We start from the raw sequence: 19,865 nt of genomic DNA, 5'->3' as shown, positions 1-19,865 counted from the left end.
GCCCCGCGGGCGGTCAGACGAACGCGATGACGCGGCGGCCGTGGGCGGTGCCCGCGGCCATCGCGTCCAGCGCGGCGGGGGCCTCGTCGAGGGTGATGGGCGTGACGGCCGGCAGGATGCCGTGGGCGGCGGAGAAGGCGAGGGTGTCGCGCAGGTCGTGCGGGGAGCCGGACGGGCTGGCGGCGACGTGGAGCCGGTTGAGCACCATGGGCTGGGTGGGCAGCACCAGCGGTTCGGGCCCGTAGCCGCACAGCAGGAGGGTGCCGTCGGGGGCGAGCCCGCCGAGGGTGGCGGCGGCCGCCTCGGTGGACGGGCTGGCGTTGAGGATGACGTCGGCGCCCCCGGCCCAGGACTTCAGGGCCGGGCCGGGGTCGGTGTCGGAGGCGGCGATGTGGAGTTCCGCGCCCAGCGCCCGGGCCTCCTCGGCGCCGCGGGCGGAGCGGCCGACCACCGCCACGCGGGCGCCCATCGCGACCGCGTAGCGGATGGCGAGGGCGCCGATGCCGCCGGTGCCGATGACGGCCACCCGGGAGCCGGCCCCGGCGCCGCCCTGGCGCAGCCCGTTGAAGGCGGTCAGGCCCGCGCACATCAGCGGGGCGGCGGTGACGGGGTCGAGGCCGGCCGGCAGCGGGGTGACGTAACCGGCCTTGAGCAGGACGTACTCGGCGTAGCCGCCGTCGACGACGATGCCGGTGACGCGCTTGGCGGGGCAGAGGATCTGGTCCCCGCGGGCGCAGTAGTCGCAGTGGCCGCAGGAGTCGTAGAGGAACTGGGCGCCGACCGCGGTGCCCACCTCCGGCCAGCTGACGCCCTCGCCGAGGCCGACGACGGTGCCGGTGATCTCGTGCCCGGGGATGACGGGGAAGCGGGCGAAGGGGTAGTGGCCCTGCACGAGGCCGAGGTCGGAGTAGCAGACCCCGCAGGCGGACACCTTGACGAGGACCTCGCCGGGGCCGGGCGTGGGGACGTCCCGTTCGGTGCGGGTGAGCGGGGCGTTCACTTCGGTGGCTACGGCGGCACGCATGTCGGCTCCCTCAGAAGGTGGGGCGGTCCGGGACACCAGTCGTACGACAGGTATCGCGGCAAGCGGCCGTTTCCCGGTATTCCACGCGGTGTGGCCCGCGACGCGGCCGTGCCGGACCCCGGATGGCCGCCCCCGCGCCTGCCCCTTCGCCGGAGTGTGGGACGTCAGGGGCGCGGGACGTCAGGGGCGCGGGACGGCGGGGGCCGGTTCGGCCGTACCGCCGGCGCTCGCACCCGGGCGGGCGGCGGGTTCGCCGCTCTGGGAGGGACGGTGGGCGCTCTGCCCGATCATGCCGAACGCGGTGAGGGCCGCGGCGACGGCGGCGGCCACGCCGCACACCAGGAAGGCGGTGCTGAAGCCGCTGCCCAGGGCGTCCAGGGCCAGGCCGTGCGCGGCGGCGCCCGGCGCCCCGGGCGGCAGGCTGTCCACGGCGATGGGGCCGCCCGCCGCGGCGACGCCGCGCGCGGCGGCGAGTTGGCCGGCCGGCAGGCCGCCGCCGGCCAGGTGCGCCGCGAACGCCGAGCCCGCGTGGCTCAGCGCGACCGCGCCGACCACGACGGGGCCCAGGGCGAACCCGAGGTCGCGCAGCATGTTGGTGGTGGCGCTGGCCATGCCCGCCAGCCGTGGCGGCACGCTGTCCAGCGCCACGGCCGTCACCGAGCTGACGGTGAGGGCGAAGCCGACCCCGATCAGCAGCGCCGGGGCGGCGAACGCGCCCAGGTGCGGGTTCTCGACGTCGAGCCGGGCACACAGCAGGCAGCCCGCCGCCATCAGCACGAATCCCGAGGTGAGCAGCCAGGACGCCGCGACGCGGTGCAGCAGCCGGGAGACGACCGGGATGAGCACGAACGCGGGCCCCTGGAGGGCGAGGAAGGGCAGGGCGACCCGGATCGGGTCCTGGTGCTGCACGGGGCCCAGCCACATGCTCGTCGCGAAGCAGGCGCCGAGGAAGGCGAGCATGCCGATGACGGCGGCGACGGCCGACACGGTGAAGGCCCGGTTGCGGAACAGCGACAGGTCCAGGATCGGGGCCTCGGCCCGCAGCTCCACCCGTACGAACACCGCGAGGAAGCACGCGCCGACGACGAAGGCGAGCACCACCGGGAGCGTGCTCCAGCCCGACTCGGGGCCCTCGACGGCGCCGTAGAGCACCAGGATCAGGCCGAGGGCGAAGGTGATCTGGCCGGGTACGTCGAACCGGCGGCCCTCGGGGGCTTTGGACTCCGCGGACAGCGCCAGCGTGAGCACGGCGCTGACCAGGGCGAGCCCGACCAGCACCCAGAACGAGCCGCGCCAGGAGCCGAGTTCGGCGAACATGCCGCCGAGCAGCGGGGACAGCGCGGCGCCCGCGGACAGGAAGCCGCTCCACACCGCGACCGCGTGCGACCGCTCCCGCGGGGTGCGGGCGACGGCGGTGATCGCGGTCAGCGAGCCGGGGAACATCGCGCCGGCGCCCAGGCCGTTCAGGGCGGCACCGACCCACAGCACCTGGACGGTCGGCGCGAGCGCGGCCACGGTGCTGCCGGCGGCGACCAGGAGCGTGCCGGCCACGACGAGCCGCCGCCGGCCGAAGAGGTCGCCGAGGACACCGAAGGTGAACTCGAAGCAGACCACGGTGACCATGAACGCGGAGGTCACCCAGGTGAGTTGGGAGCCGTGGGTATCGAGGTCGGCTTGCAGGAGCCCGTTCAGCGAGGCCGGCAGCGCGTTCGCGACCTGCGCCACGAACACCGCGCCGCAGGCGGCGGCCAGTGTTCCCGCGTAGCCCGGCATCCGGGCGGCCCCCGCGGTGGGGCCGTGGGACGTCGTCGTCCCGTTGTTGAGCGTCATGGCTGGTTCTCCCTGGTTGTTGCCGTGGAGAATGACACTCGCTTTACGTCGCGTCAATAATCTGGTCACAAATTATGGTCAGTGGATGCCATGTCGTGGAAGTGATCGCCATGTCGTGCGAGCCGGGGTGCTCAGCGGTCCGGCAGGTCCCGCGCCCTGTCTCGTGCCGAGTCCCGCGCCGTGTCTCATGCCGGGTCCCGGCCCAGGTCCCGTGCCAAGTCCCGTTCCAGCGCGCGCGCCGAGGTCTCCAGCGCCGCGACCAGGGACTGGAGGCGGCCCGTGTCGTAGCGCACGCTGGGCATCGACACCGACAGGCCGCCGAGCGCGGTGCCGTCCCGGTCGCGGACCAGCACGCCGATGGCGACCAGGCCGCGTTCCGAGCGCTCCTTGTTGACCGCGAAGCCGTTGCGGCGCAGGCGCCGCAGCTCCGCCCGCAGCCGGGCGAGGTCGGGGCGCTCGGCCGGCCGGTCGCGGTAGCGCTCGGCGGCGTACACCTCGTCCAGCTCCTCGGCGGTGAGCTCGGCGAGCAGGAGCAGTCCCGCCGTCGTGCGGTGGGCCGGGAAGACCATGCCCTCCCGGGAGCCGGCCCGCAGCGCCTGCCGGCACTCCACGCTGGCGATGAAACGCGCGGTGTCCCCGGTGCGCACGATCAGGTTCGCGGTCTCGTCCACGAGGTCGACCACCCGGTGCAGATGGGGCAGGGCCGCCGCGCGCAGCCGCGACACCAGGGACTGCGAGTGCGCGGCCAGCTCCAGCACCGGCCCGGCGCGGTAGACGCGGTCCTCGCCGTGCACGGCGAAGTCCCGGTAGACCAGCATCGCCAGCACCCGGTGCGCGGTCGACCGGGCGACCCCCAGCCGCTCGGCGATCTGCGAGACGGTCGCCCCGCCCTCCATCTGCAAGATGGCCGCCGCCCGCAGCGCGTGGTCCACGCTCGCGATCGGGTAGGGCGGCGGCGTCCTCAGCGGCTTGTCCACGGTGCGACCTCTCGGATACGAGCAGGATTCTGCTCTCCAGAATCTACATGTCCTCCCAGAAGACGCGATGCAGCCTGTCGTACGTGACGCACTCCTCCCTCGCCCCAGACCCCGCCGCGGGCTCCCCGGTCCGGCTCCAGGCCGTCGCTGCCGCCGGGCAACCCGAAGTCACCCCGGAACTCCAGGAGTTGTACCGGGGCTTCGAACGTGAACTGCTCGTACCGCTGTGGACCGAGATCGGCGACCTGATGCCGGCGCACCCGCGCTCGCGCGCCGTCCCGCACGTGTGGCGGTGGCAGACCCTGCGGGCCCTCGCCGACCGGGCCGGCCACCTCGTCCCCGTCGGGCGCGGCGGGGAGCGCCGGGCCATCGCGCTCGCCAACCCCGCACTCGGCGGACGGCCCTTCGCCGCCCCGACCCTGTGGGCGGCCATCCAGTACCTGATGCCGGGCGAGGACGCCCCCGAACACCGCCACACCCAGCACGCCTTCCGCTTCGTCGTCGAGGGCTCGGGCGTGTGGACGGTCGTCGGCGGCGACCCGGTGCCGATGAACCGCGGCGACTTCCTGCCCCAGGCGGGCTGGAACTGGCACGCCCACCACAACGCCACCTCCGCGCCCATGGCCTGGATCGACGGCCTCGACATCCCCTTCCAGTACCTCACCGAGGCGCAGTTCTTCGAGTTCGGCCGCGACGAGATCAGCGCGGAGGAACGCACCACGCCGGACCGCTCCCGCGCCGAGCGGCTGTGGGGCCACCCGGGGCTGCGCCCGCTGTCGGCCGCCCCGGCCACGCCGGGCAGCCCGCTGCTGTCGTACAAATGGGAGCACACCAACGCCGCCCTGGCCGACCAGCTGCTGCTGGAGCGGGAGGGCCACGGCGGCACCGTCGAACCGGGCCACGCCGCGGTGCGCTACACCAACCCGCACGACGGCTCCGACGTGCTGCCCACGCTGCGCGCCGAGTTCCACCGCGTCGTCCGGGGCGCCGAGACCGCGCCGGTGCGCGAGACCGGCTCGTCGGTCTACCAGGTCTTCGACGGCTCCGGCGTGGTGACCGTCGGCGGCACCTCCTGGACCGTCGGCCGCGGCGACCTGTTCGTCGTCCCGTCCTGGCAGCCGTTCTCCGCCCGCTCCGAAGCCGGCGCCACCGACTCCGACGAGGGCGCCCTCGACCTCTTCCGCTTCTCCGACGCGCCGGTCCTCGAGGCGCTCCGGCTCGACCGCAACCACAAGGACGCCTGACCATGAAGCTCGCCACGCTCCGCACCGCCGACGGGACCCGGGCCGTGCGCCGCGACGGGGACACCCTCGTCGACCTCGGGTACGCCGACCTCGGCGCCCTGCTCGCCGAGCCCGACTGGCGGCAGCGGGCACGGGCCGCCGCAGGCGCCGCCCACCCCGTCGCGGGCGCCGACTTCGCGCCCGTCGTGCCCCAGCCGTCCAAGGTCATCTGCGTCGGACACAACTACACCGAGCACATCAAGGAGATGGGCCGGGAACTGCCCGCCCACCCGACACTCTTCCCGAAGTTCGCCGACACTCTCCTCGGCGCGGGCGACCCCCTCGTCAAGCCCGCCGAGACCGAGGCGCTGGACTGGGAGGTGGAGCTGGCCGTGGTGATCGGCACAGCGGTGCGCCGCGCGGACGAGCAGCAGGCCGCCGACGCCATCGCCGGCTTCACCGTCATGAACGACATCTCGGTGCGCGACTGGCAGTTCCGCACCATCGAGTGGACCCAGGGCAAGATCTGGGAGCGCTCCACCCCGCTGGGGCCCTACCTCGTCACCCCCGACGAGGTCGGCGGCGTCCGCCCCGCGCTCCGGGTCGAGACCCTCGTCGACGGGCAGGTCATGCAGCAGGACGACACCGGGACCCTGCTCTTCGACCCGGTGTTCCTGGTGCGGTACATCTCCACCGTCATCACCCTGCGCCCCGGCGACGTCATCGCCACCGGCACCCCGGCCGGGGTGGGCAACGCCCGCGACCCCCAGGTCTTCCTGCGCCCCGGCCAGACCGTCACCACCCGGATCGCGGGCCTGGGCGCGTGCAGCAACCAGGTGGTCGCGCCGTGACCGGCCCCATCGGCCCCGCCCCCACCAGCCCGCCGCGGACCGCCGCCGAGGCGCGGGCGTGGGCCCGTACCGGCACCGCGCTGCTCCTCGACGCGGCCGCGGGCCTGGACGAGGATGCCTTCCGCGCCCCCAGCCTGCTGCCGGGCTGGACCCGCAAGCACCTCGCCGCCCACGTTGCCGCGAACGCCGACGCCCTGGGCAACCTCGTGCACTGGGCGGCCACCGGAGAGCGGACCTTGATGTACGCCTCCGCCGAGGAGCGCGCCGCCGGCATCGCCAAAGGCCCCGACCTGACGGCGCGGCAGCTGCGCACCTGGCTGACCGGCTCCGCGCACCGCCTCGCCGACGGGCTCGACGCGCTCACCGACGAGCAGTGGCGGCGCCAGGTCGTCACCGCCCAGGGCCGCACCGTGCCCGCCACGGAACTTCCCTGGATGCGCGCCCGCGAGGTGTGCGTCCACGCGGTCGACCTCGGTACCGGCACCGGCTTCGCCGACCTGCCCGAGGGCTTCCTGACCGCCCTGGTCGAGGAGATCCGCGCCAAGCGCGGCCTGACCGCACTGCCCGGCGGCCCGCTGCCGGAAGTGGCGGCCTGGCTGGCCGGCCGCCCGCACACGCTCGCCGACGCCCCCCGGCTCGGCCCGTGGCTGTAGAGGAGCCCACGATGACCCCACCTGACGTGATCGTCGCCGGCGGCGGCCTCGGCGGCCTCGGCGCCGCCTACTCCCTGGCCCGCCAGGGCCAAAGCGTCCGCCTGCTGGAGCGCGCGCCGGCCTTCGGCGAGGTCGGCGCCGGCATCCAGCTCGCGCCCAACTGCACCCGCATCCTCGACGACTACGGGCTGCTCGACGAGGCCAAGGCCCTGGGCGTCCTCCCGGACGCCATGGTCATGCGCGACGCCGTCGACGGCACCGAGCTGACCCGGCTCGACCTGCGCGACCTCGAACGCCGCTACGGCTACCCGTACCTCGTCATCCACCGCAGCGACCTGCACGGCCTGCTGCTGCGCGCCTGCGAGCGCGCCGGCGTCGAACTGGTCACCGACGCCCAGGTGACCGGCTACCGGAACACCCCCGGCGGCGCCGCGGTGACCGTCGCCTCCGGCGCGGTCCACGAGGCCGCCGTCGTGATCGCCGCCGACGGCCTGCACTCCCTGGCCCGCAAGCTGCTCGTCGACGACGAGCCGGTCTCCTCCGCCTACGTCGCCTACCGCGGCACCGTGCCCGCCGAGCTGCCGCGGGCCCGCTCCGCCGACCTCGGCGAGGTCGTGGTCCACGTCGGCCCCGGCTGCCACTTCGTCCACTACGGCCTGCGCGGCGGCGAACTGCTCAACCAGGTCGCCGTCTTCGAGTCGCCCAAGGCACGGGCCGGCGAGCAGGACTGGGGCACCCCCGACGAACTCGACGCCGCCTTCGCCGGCACCTGCGACTTCGTCCGGGACGGCCTGCCCTTCCTGTGGCGGGACAAGTGGTGGCGGATGTTCGACCGCGACCCGGTCATGACCTGGGTCCACGGCCGGATCGCGCTGCTCGGCGACTCCGCGCACCCGCCGCTCCAGTACATCGCCCAGGGCGCGATCATGGCGATCGAGGACGGCTGGGTACTGGGCCGGCACGCCGCCGGCCACCGCGCCGCCGACGGCACGGTCGACTGGGACGCCGCGCTGGCCGCCTACGAGGCCGTCCGCCCCGAGCACTGCCGCCGCGTGGTGACCACCTCCCGCGCCTGGGGCGAGCTGTGGCACCTCGACGGCACCGCCCGGCAGCAGCGCAACACCCTGCTGCGCGCCCGCGACACCCGCGACTACGCCTTCACCGACTGGCTCTACGGGCCGACCGCCCTCACCCCGGACCAGGAGCCGCCCATGTTCACGCCCGTCCCGCTCTCCTCCGCCCGCACCGGCCGGCCGGAGACGGCCGCGCCCCTGACCGCGGGGCGGCCCCGGTGAGCGACGCCTACCTGTACGCCGCGCTGCGCACCCCCTTCGGCAGGTTCGACGGAGCCCTGGCCGCAGAGGGGGCACGGGCGCGGGAGACGTACGGCATCACGCGCGCCGAGCTGCGCCGGCGGCTGAGCGTCGACCTGATCGGCTGAGGCTTTACGTGCCGTCAAGGAGCCGTGCGAGGTGTGCGCCGGCGAATCGGCGCGTACGGCCGCCGAGCGGTGGCGCGTTAGGATCGCCGGCATGGCGAACCTTCGACAGGCGCAGAAGCAGATGACGCGCCGGCTGTTGCTGGAGTCGGGCCTCGAACTGTTCACGACGAAGGGATACGCCGCCACCACGGTCGACGACATCGCGAGCGCGGCGGGCACCACCCGGGTGACGTTCTACGCCTACTTCCCCTCCCGCAGCGAGCTGATGAAGGCGCTGATCGACGAGCGGCTCAACGAGGCGCTCCAGCGCGTCAGTTCGCCCGAACACGGCTCCACCGCCCTGGGCCTGGTCGCGACCGTGGCCGACGGCACCCCGGAGGCGGTCGCCGCCTGGCTGCGGCGCACCGCCGACAGCTGGCCGGCGATCCGGCCGATCATCCGCGCGGGCCGCGACGCCGCGGCGGTCGACCCGGAGCTGACCGACCTCGTGGAGCGGTGGCTGGAGGAGGCCATCAGCGACATCGAGGACGGACTCGCGCAGGCCGGCCGGCTGGCCCCCCACCAGCGCCGCTTCCGCGGCGCGCTGGCGATGGCGGAGCTGGACTTCGTCGCCCAGCACTGGGACGGCGCCGACTGGAAGCTCACCCGCGAGCAGATGCTCGCCGAGCTGAGCGCCAGCTGGGTGCGGCTGCTCTCCTGATCCGGGCTGTTCCGACGGACCCGACCCGACCCGACCCGACCCGACCCGCGGTTGCGGGCCGGGCCGTCGGCGTGCCCGGGCGCGCCGCTCCGACGTCGCTTGACAACGTTGTCATTCGTCTTTCTGAAACTCAATGGCCGATCTATTTTCATGACGTTCGTTTCATTGACGTTGCGTAAAGCGAACGGTTAGCGTGGCCGAAGCCACCGGGTGCACAGCCGCACCCGCACCGGACACGTGAGGCAGTCATGAGCGAGAGCAGCAAGGTCGTGCACACCGTCCTGGGCCCGGTACCGGCCGGCGAACTGGGAGTCGTCTCGGTGCACGAGGCGCTGCTGTCGGTGCTCCCCGGCGCGGAGCACGCCTTCGACATCACCTTCGACCGGTCCGCGATCTTCGAGACGCTGGCCGCGAAGCTGCGGGACTTCCGCGCGTGCGGCGGCGGCACGATCGTCGACAGCACCGGGATGTTCCACGGCCGGGACGTCCGGCTCTACGAGGCCCTGTCGCGCGCCACCGGAGTCCACCTCGTCGCCTCGACGGGCCAGGGCCCGGAGGAGCTCCTCGGCGGGTACTTCCTCACCCCGCAGACCAACCCGCCCACTCCCTGGCCGGCCGAGCGGTTCGCCGACCTGTTCACCAAGGAGATCACCGAGGGCATGGCGGTCCCGCGCGTCGAGCGCCGCGGCCCGGCCGGCCTGGTGGCCACCGCCGTGACGCGCGGCGGGATGACCGCGACGGACGAGAGCCTGCTGCGGGGCGCTGCGCGCACCGCGCTGGCCACCGGCGCCGCGCTCTCGGTCCGGTACGGCGCCGACCCCGTCGGCGAACTCGGCGTCGTCCTCGACGAGCAGCTGCCGCCCGGGCGGGTCGTGGTCGGCGGGCTGGACCGCAAGGACGCCGTCGCCGCCGGCGCCCCCGCGAAGGTCGCGGCCATGGGCGCCCACCTCGCGCTCGACCACGCCGGCACCGAGGACGCCGCGCACGTCACCGACGCCGAACGCGCCCGTTTGGTCGCCGAGTTGGTGGCGGCCGGACACGCCGACCGGATTCTGCTGTCCACCGGCGCGACCGGGGTCGCCAAGGGGCACCCCGCCACCGACACGCCGTACGGCCATGTCCTGACCGTCCTGGTGCCGCTGCTGAAGGAGCAGGGCGTCGGCGACGACGACGTGCGGCGCATCCTCGTCGCCAACCCGCGCGACCTGCTCGCCCTGCGGTGAGCGGGCCGACCCCCACCCCCGTCAAGTCCTCTTCTCAAAGGTGAGTGTTGTGTCGAGAGTGAACACCGTTCTGGGGCCGGTCGCCGCCGAGGAACTGGGTTTTGTGGCGATCCACGAGCACATCGGGTACGGGATGCCCGGCTCCGAGCTGGACACCCGGTGGTGGAAGACGCCCGAGGAGCGCTACGAGGAGACCGTGCCGAAGCTGCGCCGGTTCCACGAACTGGGCGGCGGCACCTTCGTCGACGTGACCGGCATCTGCAACGGCCGCGACATCGACGCCTACAAGTCCCTGTCGGCGAAGACCGGCGTCCACATCGTCGCCTGCACCGGCTTCGTCGGCGGCGACACCGCGCTGCCGCACTTCGCGCGGGCGGACGTCGACTACCTCACCCGGCAGTTCGTGCACGAGATCACCGTCGGCATCGGCGGCACCGGGAGCCGGGCGGGCGTCATCAAGGTCGGCGTGAGCCGCGGCGGCCGCATGACGGACCTGGACAAGCGCATCTACCGCGCCGCGGCCCGCGCGGCGCGCGCCACGGGAGTGCCGATCCTCACGCACCTGGCGATCGACGCCGAGAACGCCGTGCGGATCTTCGCCGAGGAGGGACTCCCGCTGGACCGCGTGCTGTTCGGGCACGTCGACGACGGCGTCAACGCCGACAAGACGCGCGACGTGTGGATCGCCGAGCAGGGCGGCCGCCTCGGCTTCGACACCTTCGGCTACGAGACCGAACTGCCGGACCCGCCGTTCTGGGCCCGACCGCGCAAGGAGCGGCTGGACCACTTCCTGCGGTTCATCGACGGCGGCCGGCGGCTGACCCGGGTCCTCGCCTCCGCGGACGCCAACTGCAGCCCGCTGGGCTGGCCGGGCGTCAAGGGCCACACCGTCAACTACCTCTTCGACGACCTCCTGCCGGACCTGCGGGCCGCCGGGCTGGACGAGGCCGCCCTCACCACGCTCTTCGTCGACAACCCCGCCGGCTTCCTGACCATCCAGAAGTAAGAGAGACCCAGCATGCAGTCCTCGGACCTGAAGAACCTGAAGATCGCCGTCGTCGGGGCGGGGTACGGCGGCGCCGCTGCGGCCAAGGCGCTGAGCCTGCTCGGCGCGGACGTCGGCGTCTACGAGCAGGCGACCACGATCCGAGAGGTCGGCGCGGGCATCGGCCTGCGCCCCGCGACCCTCGAGCGCTTCGGCCAGTGGGGCATCTTCGACGCGATCGCGAAGGTCAGCTCGCCGAGCGACTACTTCGAGATCCTCACCGCCACCGGCGAACCCCTCATGAAAGAGGAGTGGCCGGCGGCCGGGGAGCGCAAGCAGACCCGGCTGATCCACCGCGGCGACTTCATCGACGCCCTGCTCGGCGTCCTGCCCCAGGGCATGGTGCACCTCGGCCACCGGCTGCGGACGGTCCAGGACAAGGGCGGCAGCGCCGTGCTCGCCTTCGAGAACGGCGCCACCGTGGAGGCGGACCTCGTGGTGGGCGCCGACGGCATCAAGTCGGTCGTACGGCAGCGGCTGTTCAGCGACAAGGGACCGGTGTTCTCCGGCGAGCACGCCTACCGTGCCGTGGTCCCGGTGGACGACACCCACGGGATGGTCACCGACGACAACCTGCGCATGTACATCGGCCGCGGCACCAAGGTCTACCTGCTGCCGCTGCGGCACCGCGGCCAGGTGTCGTTCGACATCACCGCCCTGTGCGCGGACAGCACCTGGAACCCCCGGGTGACCAAGGACGACCTGCTGCGGACGGTCGAGGGCTTCGACCCGCGCCTGGTGGACATCACCCGGGGCCTGGACATGAGCACCGTCAACATCCGCGCCGTCTACGACATCGACCCGGTCGACACCTGGCACTCCGACTCCGTGGTCCTGGTCGGCGACGCCGCCCACTCGATGCTGCACCACCAGGGGCAGGGCGCGAACTCCGCCATCGAGGACGCCGGAGCCCTCGCCGACGCCCTGCGCGCGGCCGACTCCCCGCGGGAGGCGCTCGCCCACTACCAGGCCGCCCGCAAGCCGGTGACCGACACGCTCCAGGCCGTCTCGCGCCAGGGCTGGACCGAGGACGCGATCGACGACGTCTTCCCCGGCCAGCGGCCCGCCGGCCAGCAGCCTGCCGGTCAGGCCCCGGAGACGTCCGCCAGCGGAACAGCCGGCACGTCCGCGGCCGCCGCGGCGGGGGAGTGACGGCCGTGCCCCTGCACCCGGAGATCGCCGCCTTCCTCGCCGACCTGCCCGCCCCGCCCGCCGGGCCGATCGATCCGGCCGCGCTGCGCGCCGCCGAGGAGGCGCACCTCGCGCCCGCCGGGGAGCGCCTGCCGCTGCACTCGGTGCGGGACCTGAGAGCGCCGACCGCGGCCGGCGAGGTCCCGGTACGGATCTACACCGCGACGCAGGCGGCCGCACACGGCCTGCTCGTCTACTTCCACGGCGGGGCCTTCTTCCTCGGCAGCCTGGAGACCCACGACCACGTGGCGCGCGCGCTGGCCGCCGCGACCGGGCTGAAGGTGGTGTCCGTCGGATACCGCCTGGCGCCCGAGGCCGCCTTCCCCGCCGGGCTCGACGACTGCCACGCCGTGGTGCGGTGGCTCGCCGAGGAAGGGACGGGCCTGGGCTGGGACGGCACGACCCTGGCGGTGGCCGGCGACAGCTCCGGCGGCAACCTCGCCGCCGCCCTCGTCGCCAGGGCGCACGACGAGGGCTTCGACCGGATCACCCACCAGGTCCTCTACTACCCGTCGCTGGACCTGGACTTCGACGCCGACCGCTATCCGTCGCTGCGGGAGAACGCCACCGGCTACGGCCTGGAGACGGCGGGCCTGAAGCCGTTCAACGCCTTCTACGTCGGCAGCGGCGCGGACCCGGCGGACCCGCTCGTCTCACCGGCCAAGCGGGCCGATCTGCGCGGGCTGCCGCCCGCACTCGTCGTCACCGCGGAGCTGGACCCGCTGCGCGACGAGGGCGAAGCGTACGCCCGGCGGCTGCGGGAGGCCGGGGTCGAGGTGGAGCTGCGGCGCTACGCGGGCGCGAACCACGGGTTCGTCCAGCACTTCTCCTTTGTTCCCGAGTTCCACGAGGTCTTCGCGCTGACCCGCGACTTCCTTCGCACGCGGTGACCGCGGGACCGGGTACGCACGTCAGGAAAGAGGGATCATGACGCAGGACGTCGCCGTCCACCCCCTGGTCTCGCCGTGGGGCCGGTTCGGGCTGTACAGCTTCTTCGTCGACGCGCCCGAGCCGGCGATCGTCGACACCGGCATCGCGTCCTCGCCCGCCGAGGCCATGGCACCGGCCCTCCAGGCGCTCGGGCGCCGGATCGAGGACGTGCGCTGGATTCTGCTGACGCACGGCCACATCGACCACGTCGGCGGGGCGTTCGCCCTGTGGAACCTCACCGGGCGGCGCGCCCGGGTGGTCATCCACGAGGCCGACGCGCCGATGCTCCGCTCCCGCGCGGCCCATGTGGCGGAGTACCGCGCGGGCCGCGGCCGGTATCTGCGCGACCCGCAGGGCGCGGCACGGGTGGCGGCCGCCGCGGACGCCGTCATCTCCGGCGAGATGGAGCCCACCGTGCTGGTCCGCGGCGGCGAGATACTGCCGCTCGGCGGCGGCGTCACCGTCTCGGTGCACGCCGTCCCGGGCCACACGCCCGGGTCCGTGGCCTACGCCGTCGACGGGCAGCGGTCGGTCTTCACCGGTGACGCCGTACAGGTCCACGGTGCCGCGAACGGCTTCCCCGGCTACACCGACCCGGCCGCCTACCGTGCGGGCCTGACCCGCCTGCGGGACGAGGTGCGGCCGCGGACGCTGTACCTCGGGCACCCCTACCGCCGCGCCGACGGCAGGCCGTACGGCGTCGCACTCGACGAGGCGCAGACCCGGGAGGCGCTGACCCAGAGCCTCGACGCCGAGCGCCGGGTCGCCGCGGCCGCCTGCGCCTGCCTGGCGGCCGGGCCGGCGGAGAGCGACTCGCCGTACTCGCCCTTCGCACCCGTCGCCGACGCCCTCGGCTACACCGGCGACCCGGCGCTCGAGCCGTCGCCGTTCTTCACCACGCTGCACGGCTACCGCGCGCAGCACCACCGGACCGTGTAGGACAGGAGCCCCACCATGACCGACTTCCGTACGCTGCGGGCCGGCGAGGAGACCATCGCCGTCGGCAAGGACCTGCGGGTGCCGATGCGGGACGGCGTCGAACTCGCGGTGGACGCCTACCGCGGCACCGACGACACACCGCGGCCGGCGCTGATCGCGATGAGCGCCTACGGCAAGGAACTCCAGGCGCTGGCCCTCACCACGCCGCCGCAGCGCCGCCCCAGCCCGATGTGGGACGGCTGCATCGAGGCCGGCGACATCGCCCGCGTCGTCCGCGAGGGCTACGTCCACGTCATCGGCGACATGCGCGGCACCGGCGACTCCGGCGGCACCATGGTCGGCAACTACAACTTCGGCGGGGTCTCCCAGGGGCAGGACCTGTACGACCTGGTCGAGTGGGTCGCCGCGCAGCCGTGGTGCGACGGCAACGTGGGCATGATCGGCATCTCGTACTTCGGCTCGATGCAGGTGCTCGCCGCCGCCGAGCGCCCGCCGCACCTGAAGGCGATCTTCGTCAGCGGCGGCCACTACGACTTCTACGAGACGACGTACCACGGCGGGATCATGTGGTTCATGCCCCGCGCCGCCCGCGAGGGCCGCGGCGGCGACTCCGGCATCGCGCACACGGACGTCAGGTCCCGCATGCAGGACGTGTACGGCCCCGAGGAGCTGAACACGCTCGTCGACGCGCGGCTGGCCGACCCGGACGTGGCGGCCTGGCCGAACCTGGTCCACGTGCTGAAGTACCCCAAGAACCGCGAGTTCTGGTTCGACATCGTGATGAACCCGCTCGACGGCGATTGGTACGAGGAGCGCAACCCGATCACCCTGGCCCGGAACATCGACATCCCGGTCTACCTCCAGATCGACCAGGGCCGGGGCTGGACCGTCGACGGCCACATCGAGCTGTTCGACGTGCTGAAGGGCCCCAAGAAGCTCGACATCGGCTCCTACCCGCCGATGCAGTCGCGCCCCTGGATCGAGGAGCACGACACGATGTTCCGCTGGTACGCGTACTGGCTCAAGGGCATCGACAACGGGATCATGGACGAGCCGGCCGTGCGCGTGTTCGTGGAGGGCTCCCGCGAGACGGTCACCGCCGCGCAGTGGCCGCCCAAAAAGATCGCCTACCGGCCGCTGTACCTGCGCCCGCGCCACAAGCTGTTGGGCGAACCGGAGTTCATGGGCGCCGAGCACGCCGCCCCCGACGGCTTCTACCAGGCGCCGCTCACCGTCACCGACACGGTGCAGGTGCTGACCTGGCGCACCGAGCCGTTCGCGGAGCCCACCGAGATGATCGGCGCCGGCGCGGCACACCTGTTCGCCGAGATCGACCAGGACGACACGAACTTCATCCTGCGGCTGTGGGACGAGGCGCCCGGCGGCGCCCGCCAGCTGATCACCACCGGCTACCTCAAGGCGTCCCACCGCGAACTGGACGAGGACCGCACCACCGAGGGCAACCCCTACCACCCGCACACCCGGGCGGTGCCGGTGGAGCCGGGGCGGATCGAGGAGTACGTCCTGCGGCTCTACCCCTTCGCCGCCACCTTCCGGCCCGGCCACCGCCTGGTGGCCGAACTGTCGAACGACGAGCCGCTGGCCGACGCCCACAACGCGCTCCTGCCGCCGGACGCCTTCCACCTCCCGGTGGGCCGCCCGGTCACCCACAAGATCTACCGGGACGCCGCCCACCCCTCCCGGCTCCTGCTCCCCTTCACCACCCCCGAGCCCCCGGCCACGGCATGACCCCGCCGGCCGGCCCGCGGGAGAGCCCGCGGGCCGGCGCGCGCAGATCCGCACGGCGGCCCCCGGACCGGCTGGATCAGTCCTGGATCAGTCCTAGATCAGCCCGAGGTCGCGGGCCCGCATGCCGGCCTGGAAACGGGACTCCGCGCCCAGCGCGGACATCAGCTCCGCCACCCGGCGCCGGTAGGTGCGCACCCCGAGGCCCAGCACCCGGGCCGCCGTCTCGTCCTTGCACCCCGACGCCAGCAGCTCCAGCACCCGCGGCGCCATCTCGCGCAGCTCCGCGTACTGCGCGTCGTACACCGCCAGGTCGGTCGCCGACCGCCAGGCCGCCTCGAACAGCGAGGTGACGTTCTGGACCAGCGCCGGTTCAAAGACCACGCTGTAGCTGCGCCGGCCCGCGCTCAGGTCGCCGGCGAGGATCGCGAACCGGCGGTCGATGATGATCGTCTCGTTGACGCTGTCGGCGGTGATCCGGACCTGCGCGTCGGGGCCGGCCGCAACCGCCCGCAGATGCCCGGCCGTCCGCGGGCTCATCAGCGCGCTCGGCTGGTACAGCTTGCGCAGCCGGGGCCGCGCCCCGGACAGCCGGTCCGCGACGTCCTGCCCGAGGACCCAGGTGTTCAGGTCCCGCGCCGCACACCACAGCTCGCCGGCCGTGGCGAACAGGTGCCCGGTCCGGGCGAACACCTCCGCCTCGCCGTGCAGCACGCGTACCCCGCTCTCCACCGTCATGGCCCCAGTCTTCCCCGGCGCCCCCCGTGCCGCCAAGCGCGGCAGGAAGTTGCCACCTGCGGCCGCCGGCCGCCCCGCGGGGGAAGACTTCCTCCCATGACTACGAACAACGCCGGCGCGGCCGGCACCTGGACGCTCGGCGACCGCACCGTCAACCGCCTCGGCCTGGGCGCCATGCGCCTGATGAGCAAGGCCGACGGCAGCCCGAGCGACCGCGCGCAGGCCGTCGAGGTGCTCCAGCAGGCGGTCGAGCTGGGCGTCAACCACATCGACACCGCCTCCTTCTACTTCTCCGCCCTGCGCTCCGCGAACGAGCTGATCAACACCGCGCTCGCCCCCTACCCGGACGACCTGGTCATCACCACCAAGGTCGGGCCCGGGCGCGACCCGTCTGGTGCCTTCCTCAGGGCCCACACCAAGGACGAGCTGCGCGGCCAGGTCGAGGAGAACATCCGCCAGCTCGGCCTGGACCGCCTCGAGGTGGTCAACCTCCGGATCGGCACCGGCCTCGAACGCGGCGAGGGCTCCCTCAAGGAGCAGTTCGCGGCGCTCGCCGAACTGCGGGAGGAGGGCCTCATCCGGCACCTGGGCGTCTCCAACATCGGCCCCGAGCACCTGGAGGAGGCGCTGGACATCGCGCCCGTGGTGTGTGTGCAGAACCAGTACGGGCTGACCACCCGCCGGGAGGACGACGCGATCCAGCAGGCCTGCGCCGAGCGCGGCATCGCCTTCGTCCCCTTCTTCGCGGTGGGCGGCGGCCCCGCCGGTGTCACGGCCGCCGCCGACGCCCCCCAGGCCGCGGCGGACCGGGCCGTCGCCGAGGTGGCCGCCCGCCACGGCGCCTCGCCCTCCCAGATCCGCCTGGCCTGGACCCTCCACCAGGGCCCCAACGTGCTGGCCATCCCCGGCACCGGCAACCCGGCGCACCTGCGGGAGAACGTGGCGGCCGCCGCCCTGCGCCTGACCGCGGAGGACTTGGCCCTGCTCGGCTAGGACGGCCACAATGGGGCGCCATGAGTGAGAACGGGCGCGCGGCGAGCCGGACGGCGGTACTGGTCTGCCAGGGGCGGGCGGCCGCGGACGGCAGGACGGACACCGACCGGTTCGCCGACCCGGTGGCGGCGCGGCTGCTGCGCGGCGCGGAGCGCACGCCCGTGGAGCAGGTCCGCGCGTCCGCGCAGCCCGCCGGGTGGGGCGAGCGCATGGCGTACGAGAAGGTGCGGGCGTGCGCGGAGCTGATGGTGCCGCGGACCGTCGCGATCGACGAGGCGCTGGGCGCGCGCGGGGCCGGCCAGTTGGTGGTCCTCGGCGCCGGGCTGGACACGCGCGCGTGGCGGCTGGCCGGCCTGGCGCGGACCGACGTGTGGGAGGTCGACCACCCGGCCTCCCAGCAGGACAAGCGCGCCCGCCTCGCCGAAGCGGAGCCCGCCCTCGCCGCCCGCTCCGTCCGCTTCGTGCCGGTCGACTTCGCCGTCGACGACCTCGGTGCGGCGCTGGACGCCGCCGGGCACGACCCGGCCGCGCCGACCACCTGGCTGTGGGAGGGCGTCGTGCCCTACCTCACGCGCGACCAGGTGCACGCCACGGTCGCGGCCCTGGCCGCCCGTACGGCCCCGGGCAGCGCACTCGTCGTCAACTACCAGGCGCCCTCGACCCGGGCGGCGCTGGGGCGGCTGCTGGCCCGCGTGCTCCGCGGCTCCGCCACCTCCGGCGAGCCCTGGCGGTCGCTGTGGCGGCCGGAGCGCATGGCGGCGCTGCTCGCGGAACACGGCCTGGCCGTCACCTCGGACCGCAGCCTCCTCGACCTCGCCCACGACATCGGCAGCCCGACCCGCGGCGGCACGTCCCTGGCGTCCGGCCGGGTGGCCGTCGCCACGGCCTGACCGGAGCGACGGGCCGGGCGCCGCGGCCGCCCCGCGGGGACGGCGGCTATCCCTGCGCCCGGAACGCGTCGGCGTGGTCGGTGACGAAGGCGCGCAGGGTGCGGGGCGCGCTTCCGGTGAGCGCGGCGACGTCTTCGGACCGCCAGGCCGCGTCACCCTCGGCGATCAGGGCGAAGACCTGGGCGTTGGAGGCGGCGACCGCCTCGGGCAGCCCGGCCCGCACCATCAGCTCCCGGTGCCGGTCGGGCGTGAGCCGGCGGTAGGCGATCGCGCGGCCCAGCGCGCGGGTCAGCTCGGCGGCCACGTCGGCGTAGCCGACGAGTTCCGGGCCGGTCAGCAGGTAGGTCCGCCCGGCGTGGCCGGCGGGCGCGGCCGCCACCGCGGCGGCGGCCGCGGACACGTCCCGCGCGTCGACCATGCCGAAGAAGCCCTCGCCGGTCGACATCGCGAACTCGCCGGTCTGCCGGATCGCCGGGGCCACGAGGAACAGGTTCTGCATGAGCAGGTTCGGCGCGAGCAGCGTGAAGGGCAGCCCGCTCGCCCGCACGTGGGCCTCGATGCGCGCGTGGTCGCGCCGGCGGTCGACGGGGGAGTCCGCGGTGGCCCGGTGGTTGGTGATCTTCACCAGGTGCCGCACGCCCTGCCGGACGGCGCTGTCGATGACCGCGATCTCCTGGGCCGGCACCGACGGGCTGATGAGCAGCAGCGTGTCGGCGCCGCGCGCGGCCGCGTCGAGGGTGTCCGTCCGGTCGAAGTCGCCCACGGCGAGCTCGGCGCCGCGCCAACTGCCGTCCTGCGGGGCGCGGGAGATGTCGCGTACCAGAGCCCGCACGGGAAGGCCCCGCGCGGCCAGCAGCCGTACCGCCTCGGTGCCGATCGTGCCCGTCGCCCCGGTGACCAGGATCATGGTGCCTCCGCTGTCGGCGCCGGGACGGTCGGTCCGCTGCCCGGCGTGATGAGTGATCACCTCCAGCCTGCACAGCGACGGTTTCGTTTGTGAAGTAGGCACCGGTTGGATATACAGATACCCGATGGATACCGACTCGACGACCGTCTACGCGAAGGACTGCCCGTCACGCACCGTCCTGGGCGTGCTGGCGAACAAGTGGTCGCTCTACGTCCTGGGCGTCCTCGGCCGGTACGACCGGCCGCTCCGCTTCACCGAGGTGCGCCGCCGGGTCGAGGGCGTCACCCAGAAGTCCCTCACCCATGCGCTGCGCAACCTCGAACGCGACGGCCTGGTCCGCCGGACCGTCTACCCGACGGTGCCACCCCGGGTCGAGTACGCCCTCACCGCACTGGGGCGCGAGGCGGAGACGCTCACCACGGCCGTCGCCGACTGGTCCCGGACCCGTGCCGACCGCGTCCACCAGGCCCGTGCGGCCTACGACTCCCGCCCCGCCGACGGGAGTTGACGCACCCGAAACCCGGACCCGCACCCCGCACCCGAACCCCGGGCCCGCACCCGCCC

General features: G+C 74.0%; 20 protein-coding genes. 15 read left to right on the top strand and 5 right to left on the bottom strand.

The window, feature by feature from the left end:
• Positions 1-13 precede the first annotated feature (13 nt).
• The 3 genes from AC3ERT_RS18935 to AC3ERT_RS18925 form a co-directional block, all read right to left on the bottom strand.
• Entirely contained in the window at positions 14-1,024 is a 1,011-nt protein-coding gene (locus AC3ERT_RS18935; RefSeq protein ID WP_435175536.1) for an alcohol dehydrogenase catalytic domain-containing protein, read from the bottom strand.
• Between the two features lie 180 nt (positions 1,025-1,204).
• Complete coding sequence (locus AC3ERT_RS18930; RefSeq protein WP_435175534.1) at positions 1,205-2,854, bottom strand: MFS transporter; 1,650 nt, start codon at positions 2,852-2,854, stop codon at positions 1,205-1,207.
• A gap of 185 nt (positions 2,855-3,039) precedes the next feature.
• Positions 3,040-3,831 carry an IclR family transcriptional regulator gene (locus AC3ERT_RS18925; protein ID WP_435175532.1) on the bottom strand — a complete coding sequence of 264 codons (792 nt, stop codon included), beginning with the start codon at positions 3,829-3,831 and terminating at the stop codon, positions 3,040-3,042.
• An 83-nt stretch (positions 3,832-3,914) separates the two neighbouring features.
• Here AC3ERT_RS18925 and AC3ERT_RS18920 point away from each other — a divergent pair, with 83 nt between their 5' ends.
• The 12 genes from AC3ERT_RS18920 to AC3ERT_RS18865 all read left to right on the top strand — a co-directional run bounded on the left by AC3ERT_RS18920 (position 3,915) and on the right by AC3ERT_RS18865 (position 15,776).
• Complete coding sequence (locus AC3ERT_RS18920; RefSeq protein ID WP_435175530.1) at positions 3,915-5,075, top strand: cupin domain-containing protein; 1,161 nt, start codon at positions 3,915-3,917, stop codon at positions 5,073-5,075.
• Between the two features lie 2 nt (positions 5,076-5,077).
• Positions 5,078-5,905, top strand: a complete 828-nt coding sequence (locus tag AC3ERT_RS18915) for a fumarylacetoacetate hydrolase family protein (RefSeq protein ID WP_435175528.1) — start codon at positions 5,078-5,080, stop codon at positions 5,903-5,905.
• Positions 5,902-6,558: a maleylpyruvate isomerase family mycothiol-dependent enzyme gene (locus AC3ERT_RS18910; protein ID WP_435175526.1), complete on the top strand. Its 657-nt coding sequence runs from the start codon at positions 5,902-5,904 to the stop codon at positions 6,556-6,558. The genes AC3ERT_RS18915 and AC3ERT_RS18910 overlap by 4 nt, the downstream gene beginning before the upstream one ends.
• 26 nt (positions 6,559-6,584) lie before the next feature.
• On the top strand, positions 6,585-7,853 hold the full coding sequence (locus AC3ERT_RS18905; protein ID WP_435135370.1) for an FAD-dependent oxidoreductase: 1,269 nt from the start codon (positions 6,585-6,587) through the stop codon (positions 7,851-7,853).
• On the top strand, positions 7,850-7,999 hold the full coding sequence (locus tag AC3ERT_RS18900) for a hypothetical protein (RefSeq protein ID WP_435175524.1): 150 nt from the start codon (positions 7,850-7,852) through the stop codon (positions 7,997-7,999). Before AC3ERT_RS18905 ends, AC3ERT_RS18900 begins: the two co-directional genes overlap by 4 nt.
• Positions 8,000-8,090: 91 nt before the next feature.
• On the top strand, positions 8,091-8,699 hold the full coding sequence (locus AC3ERT_RS18895; protein WP_435175522.1) for a TetR/AcrR family transcriptional regulator: 609 nt from the start codon (positions 8,091-8,093) through the stop codon (positions 8,697-8,699).
• Positions 8,700-8,947: 248 nt separating this feature from the next.
• Positions 8,948-9,922 carry a phosphotriesterase family protein gene (locus AC3ERT_RS18890; RefSeq protein WP_435175520.1) on the top strand — a complete coding sequence of 325 codons (975 nt, stop codon included), beginning with the start codon at positions 8,948-8,950 and terminating at the stop codon, positions 9,920-9,922.
• Between the two features lie 49 nt (positions 9,923-9,971).
• Positions 9,972-10,928 (top strand): phosphotriesterase family protein, encoded by a 957-nt coding sequence (locus AC3ERT_RS18885; RefSeq protein WP_435175518.1) that lies wholly within the window; start codon positions 9,972-9,974, stop codon positions 10,926-10,928.
• Positions 10,929-10,940: 12 nt separating this feature from the next.
• Positions 10,941-12,119, top strand: a complete 1,179-nt coding sequence (locus tag AC3ERT_RS18880; RefSeq protein ID WP_435175516.1) for an FAD-dependent oxidoreductase — start codon at positions 10,941-10,943, stop codon at positions 12,117-12,119.
• 5 nt (positions 12,120-12,124) lie between these two features.
• Positions 12,125-13,048 carry an alpha/beta hydrolase gene (locus AC3ERT_RS18875; protein WP_435135291.1) on the top strand — a complete coding sequence of 308 codons (924 nt, stop codon included), beginning with the start codon at positions 12,125-12,127 and terminating at the stop codon, positions 13,046-13,048.
• Positions 13,049-13,085: 37 nt separating this feature from the next.
• A complete protein-coding gene (locus tag AC3ERT_RS18870; RefSeq protein WP_435135293.1) occupies positions 13,086-14,027 on the top strand; it encodes an MBL fold metallo-hydrolase in 942 nt (313 codons plus the stop codon).
• Positions 14,028-14,042: 15 nt separating this feature from the next.
• Positions 14,043-15,776 carry a CocE/NonD family hydrolase gene (locus tag AC3ERT_RS18865; protein WP_435175514.1) on the top strand — a complete coding sequence of 578 codons (1,734 nt, stop codon included), beginning with the start codon at positions 14,043-14,045 and terminating at the stop codon, positions 15,774-15,776.
• A 93-nt stretch (positions 15,777-15,869) separates the two neighbouring features.
• Here the strand turns inward: AC3ERT_RS18865 and AC3ERT_RS18860 are convergent, their stop codons facing one another.
• A complete protein-coding gene (locus AC3ERT_RS18860) occupies positions 15,870-16,511 on the bottom strand; it encodes a DNA-binding response regulator (RefSeq protein WP_335980498.1) in 642 nt (213 codons plus the stop codon).
• Positions 16,512-16,607: 96 nt separating this feature from the next.
• On the opposite strand from AC3ERT_RS18860, the gene AC3ERT_RS18855 reads away from it, so the two are divergent.
• Together AC3ERT_RS18855 and AC3ERT_RS18850 are read left to right on the top strand one after the other, a co-directional pair.
• Entirely contained in the window at positions 16,608-17,504 is an 897-nt protein-coding gene (locus AC3ERT_RS18855; protein WP_435175512.1) for an oxidoreductase, read from the top strand.
• A gap of 20 nt (positions 17,505-17,524) precedes the next feature.
• Positions 17,525-18,394: a class I SAM-dependent methyltransferase gene (locus AC3ERT_RS18850; RefSeq protein WP_435175510.1), complete on the top strand. Its 870-nt coding sequence runs from the start codon at positions 17,525-17,527 to the stop codon at positions 18,392-18,394.
• A gap of 46 nt (positions 18,395-18,440) precedes the next feature.
• Here the strand turns inward: AC3ERT_RS18850 and AC3ERT_RS18845 are convergent, their stop codons facing one another.
• The gene (locus tag AC3ERT_RS18845) at positions 18,441-19,301 is read right to left on the bottom strand and encodes an NmrA family NAD(P)-binding protein (RefSeq protein WP_435175508.1); all 861 of its coding nucleotides are present in this window, start codon (positions 19,299-19,301) and stop codon (positions 18,441-18,443) included.
• Between the two features lie 124 nt (positions 19,302-19,425).
• Between AC3ERT_RS18845 and AC3ERT_RS18840 the strand changes: the two genes are divergently transcribed.
• Positions 19,426-19,809: a winged helix-turn-helix transcriptional regulator gene (locus AC3ERT_RS18840; RefSeq protein WP_335980491.1), complete on the top strand. Its 384-nt coding sequence runs from the start codon at positions 19,426-19,428 to the stop codon at positions 19,807-19,809.
• The last annotated feature ends 56 nt before the right edge of the window (positions 19,810-19,865 follow it).

It is taken from the genome of Actinacidiphila sp. bgisy145 (assembly GCF_057708125.1).
This window is presented reverse-complemented; position numbering and strand designations above follow the sequence as displayed.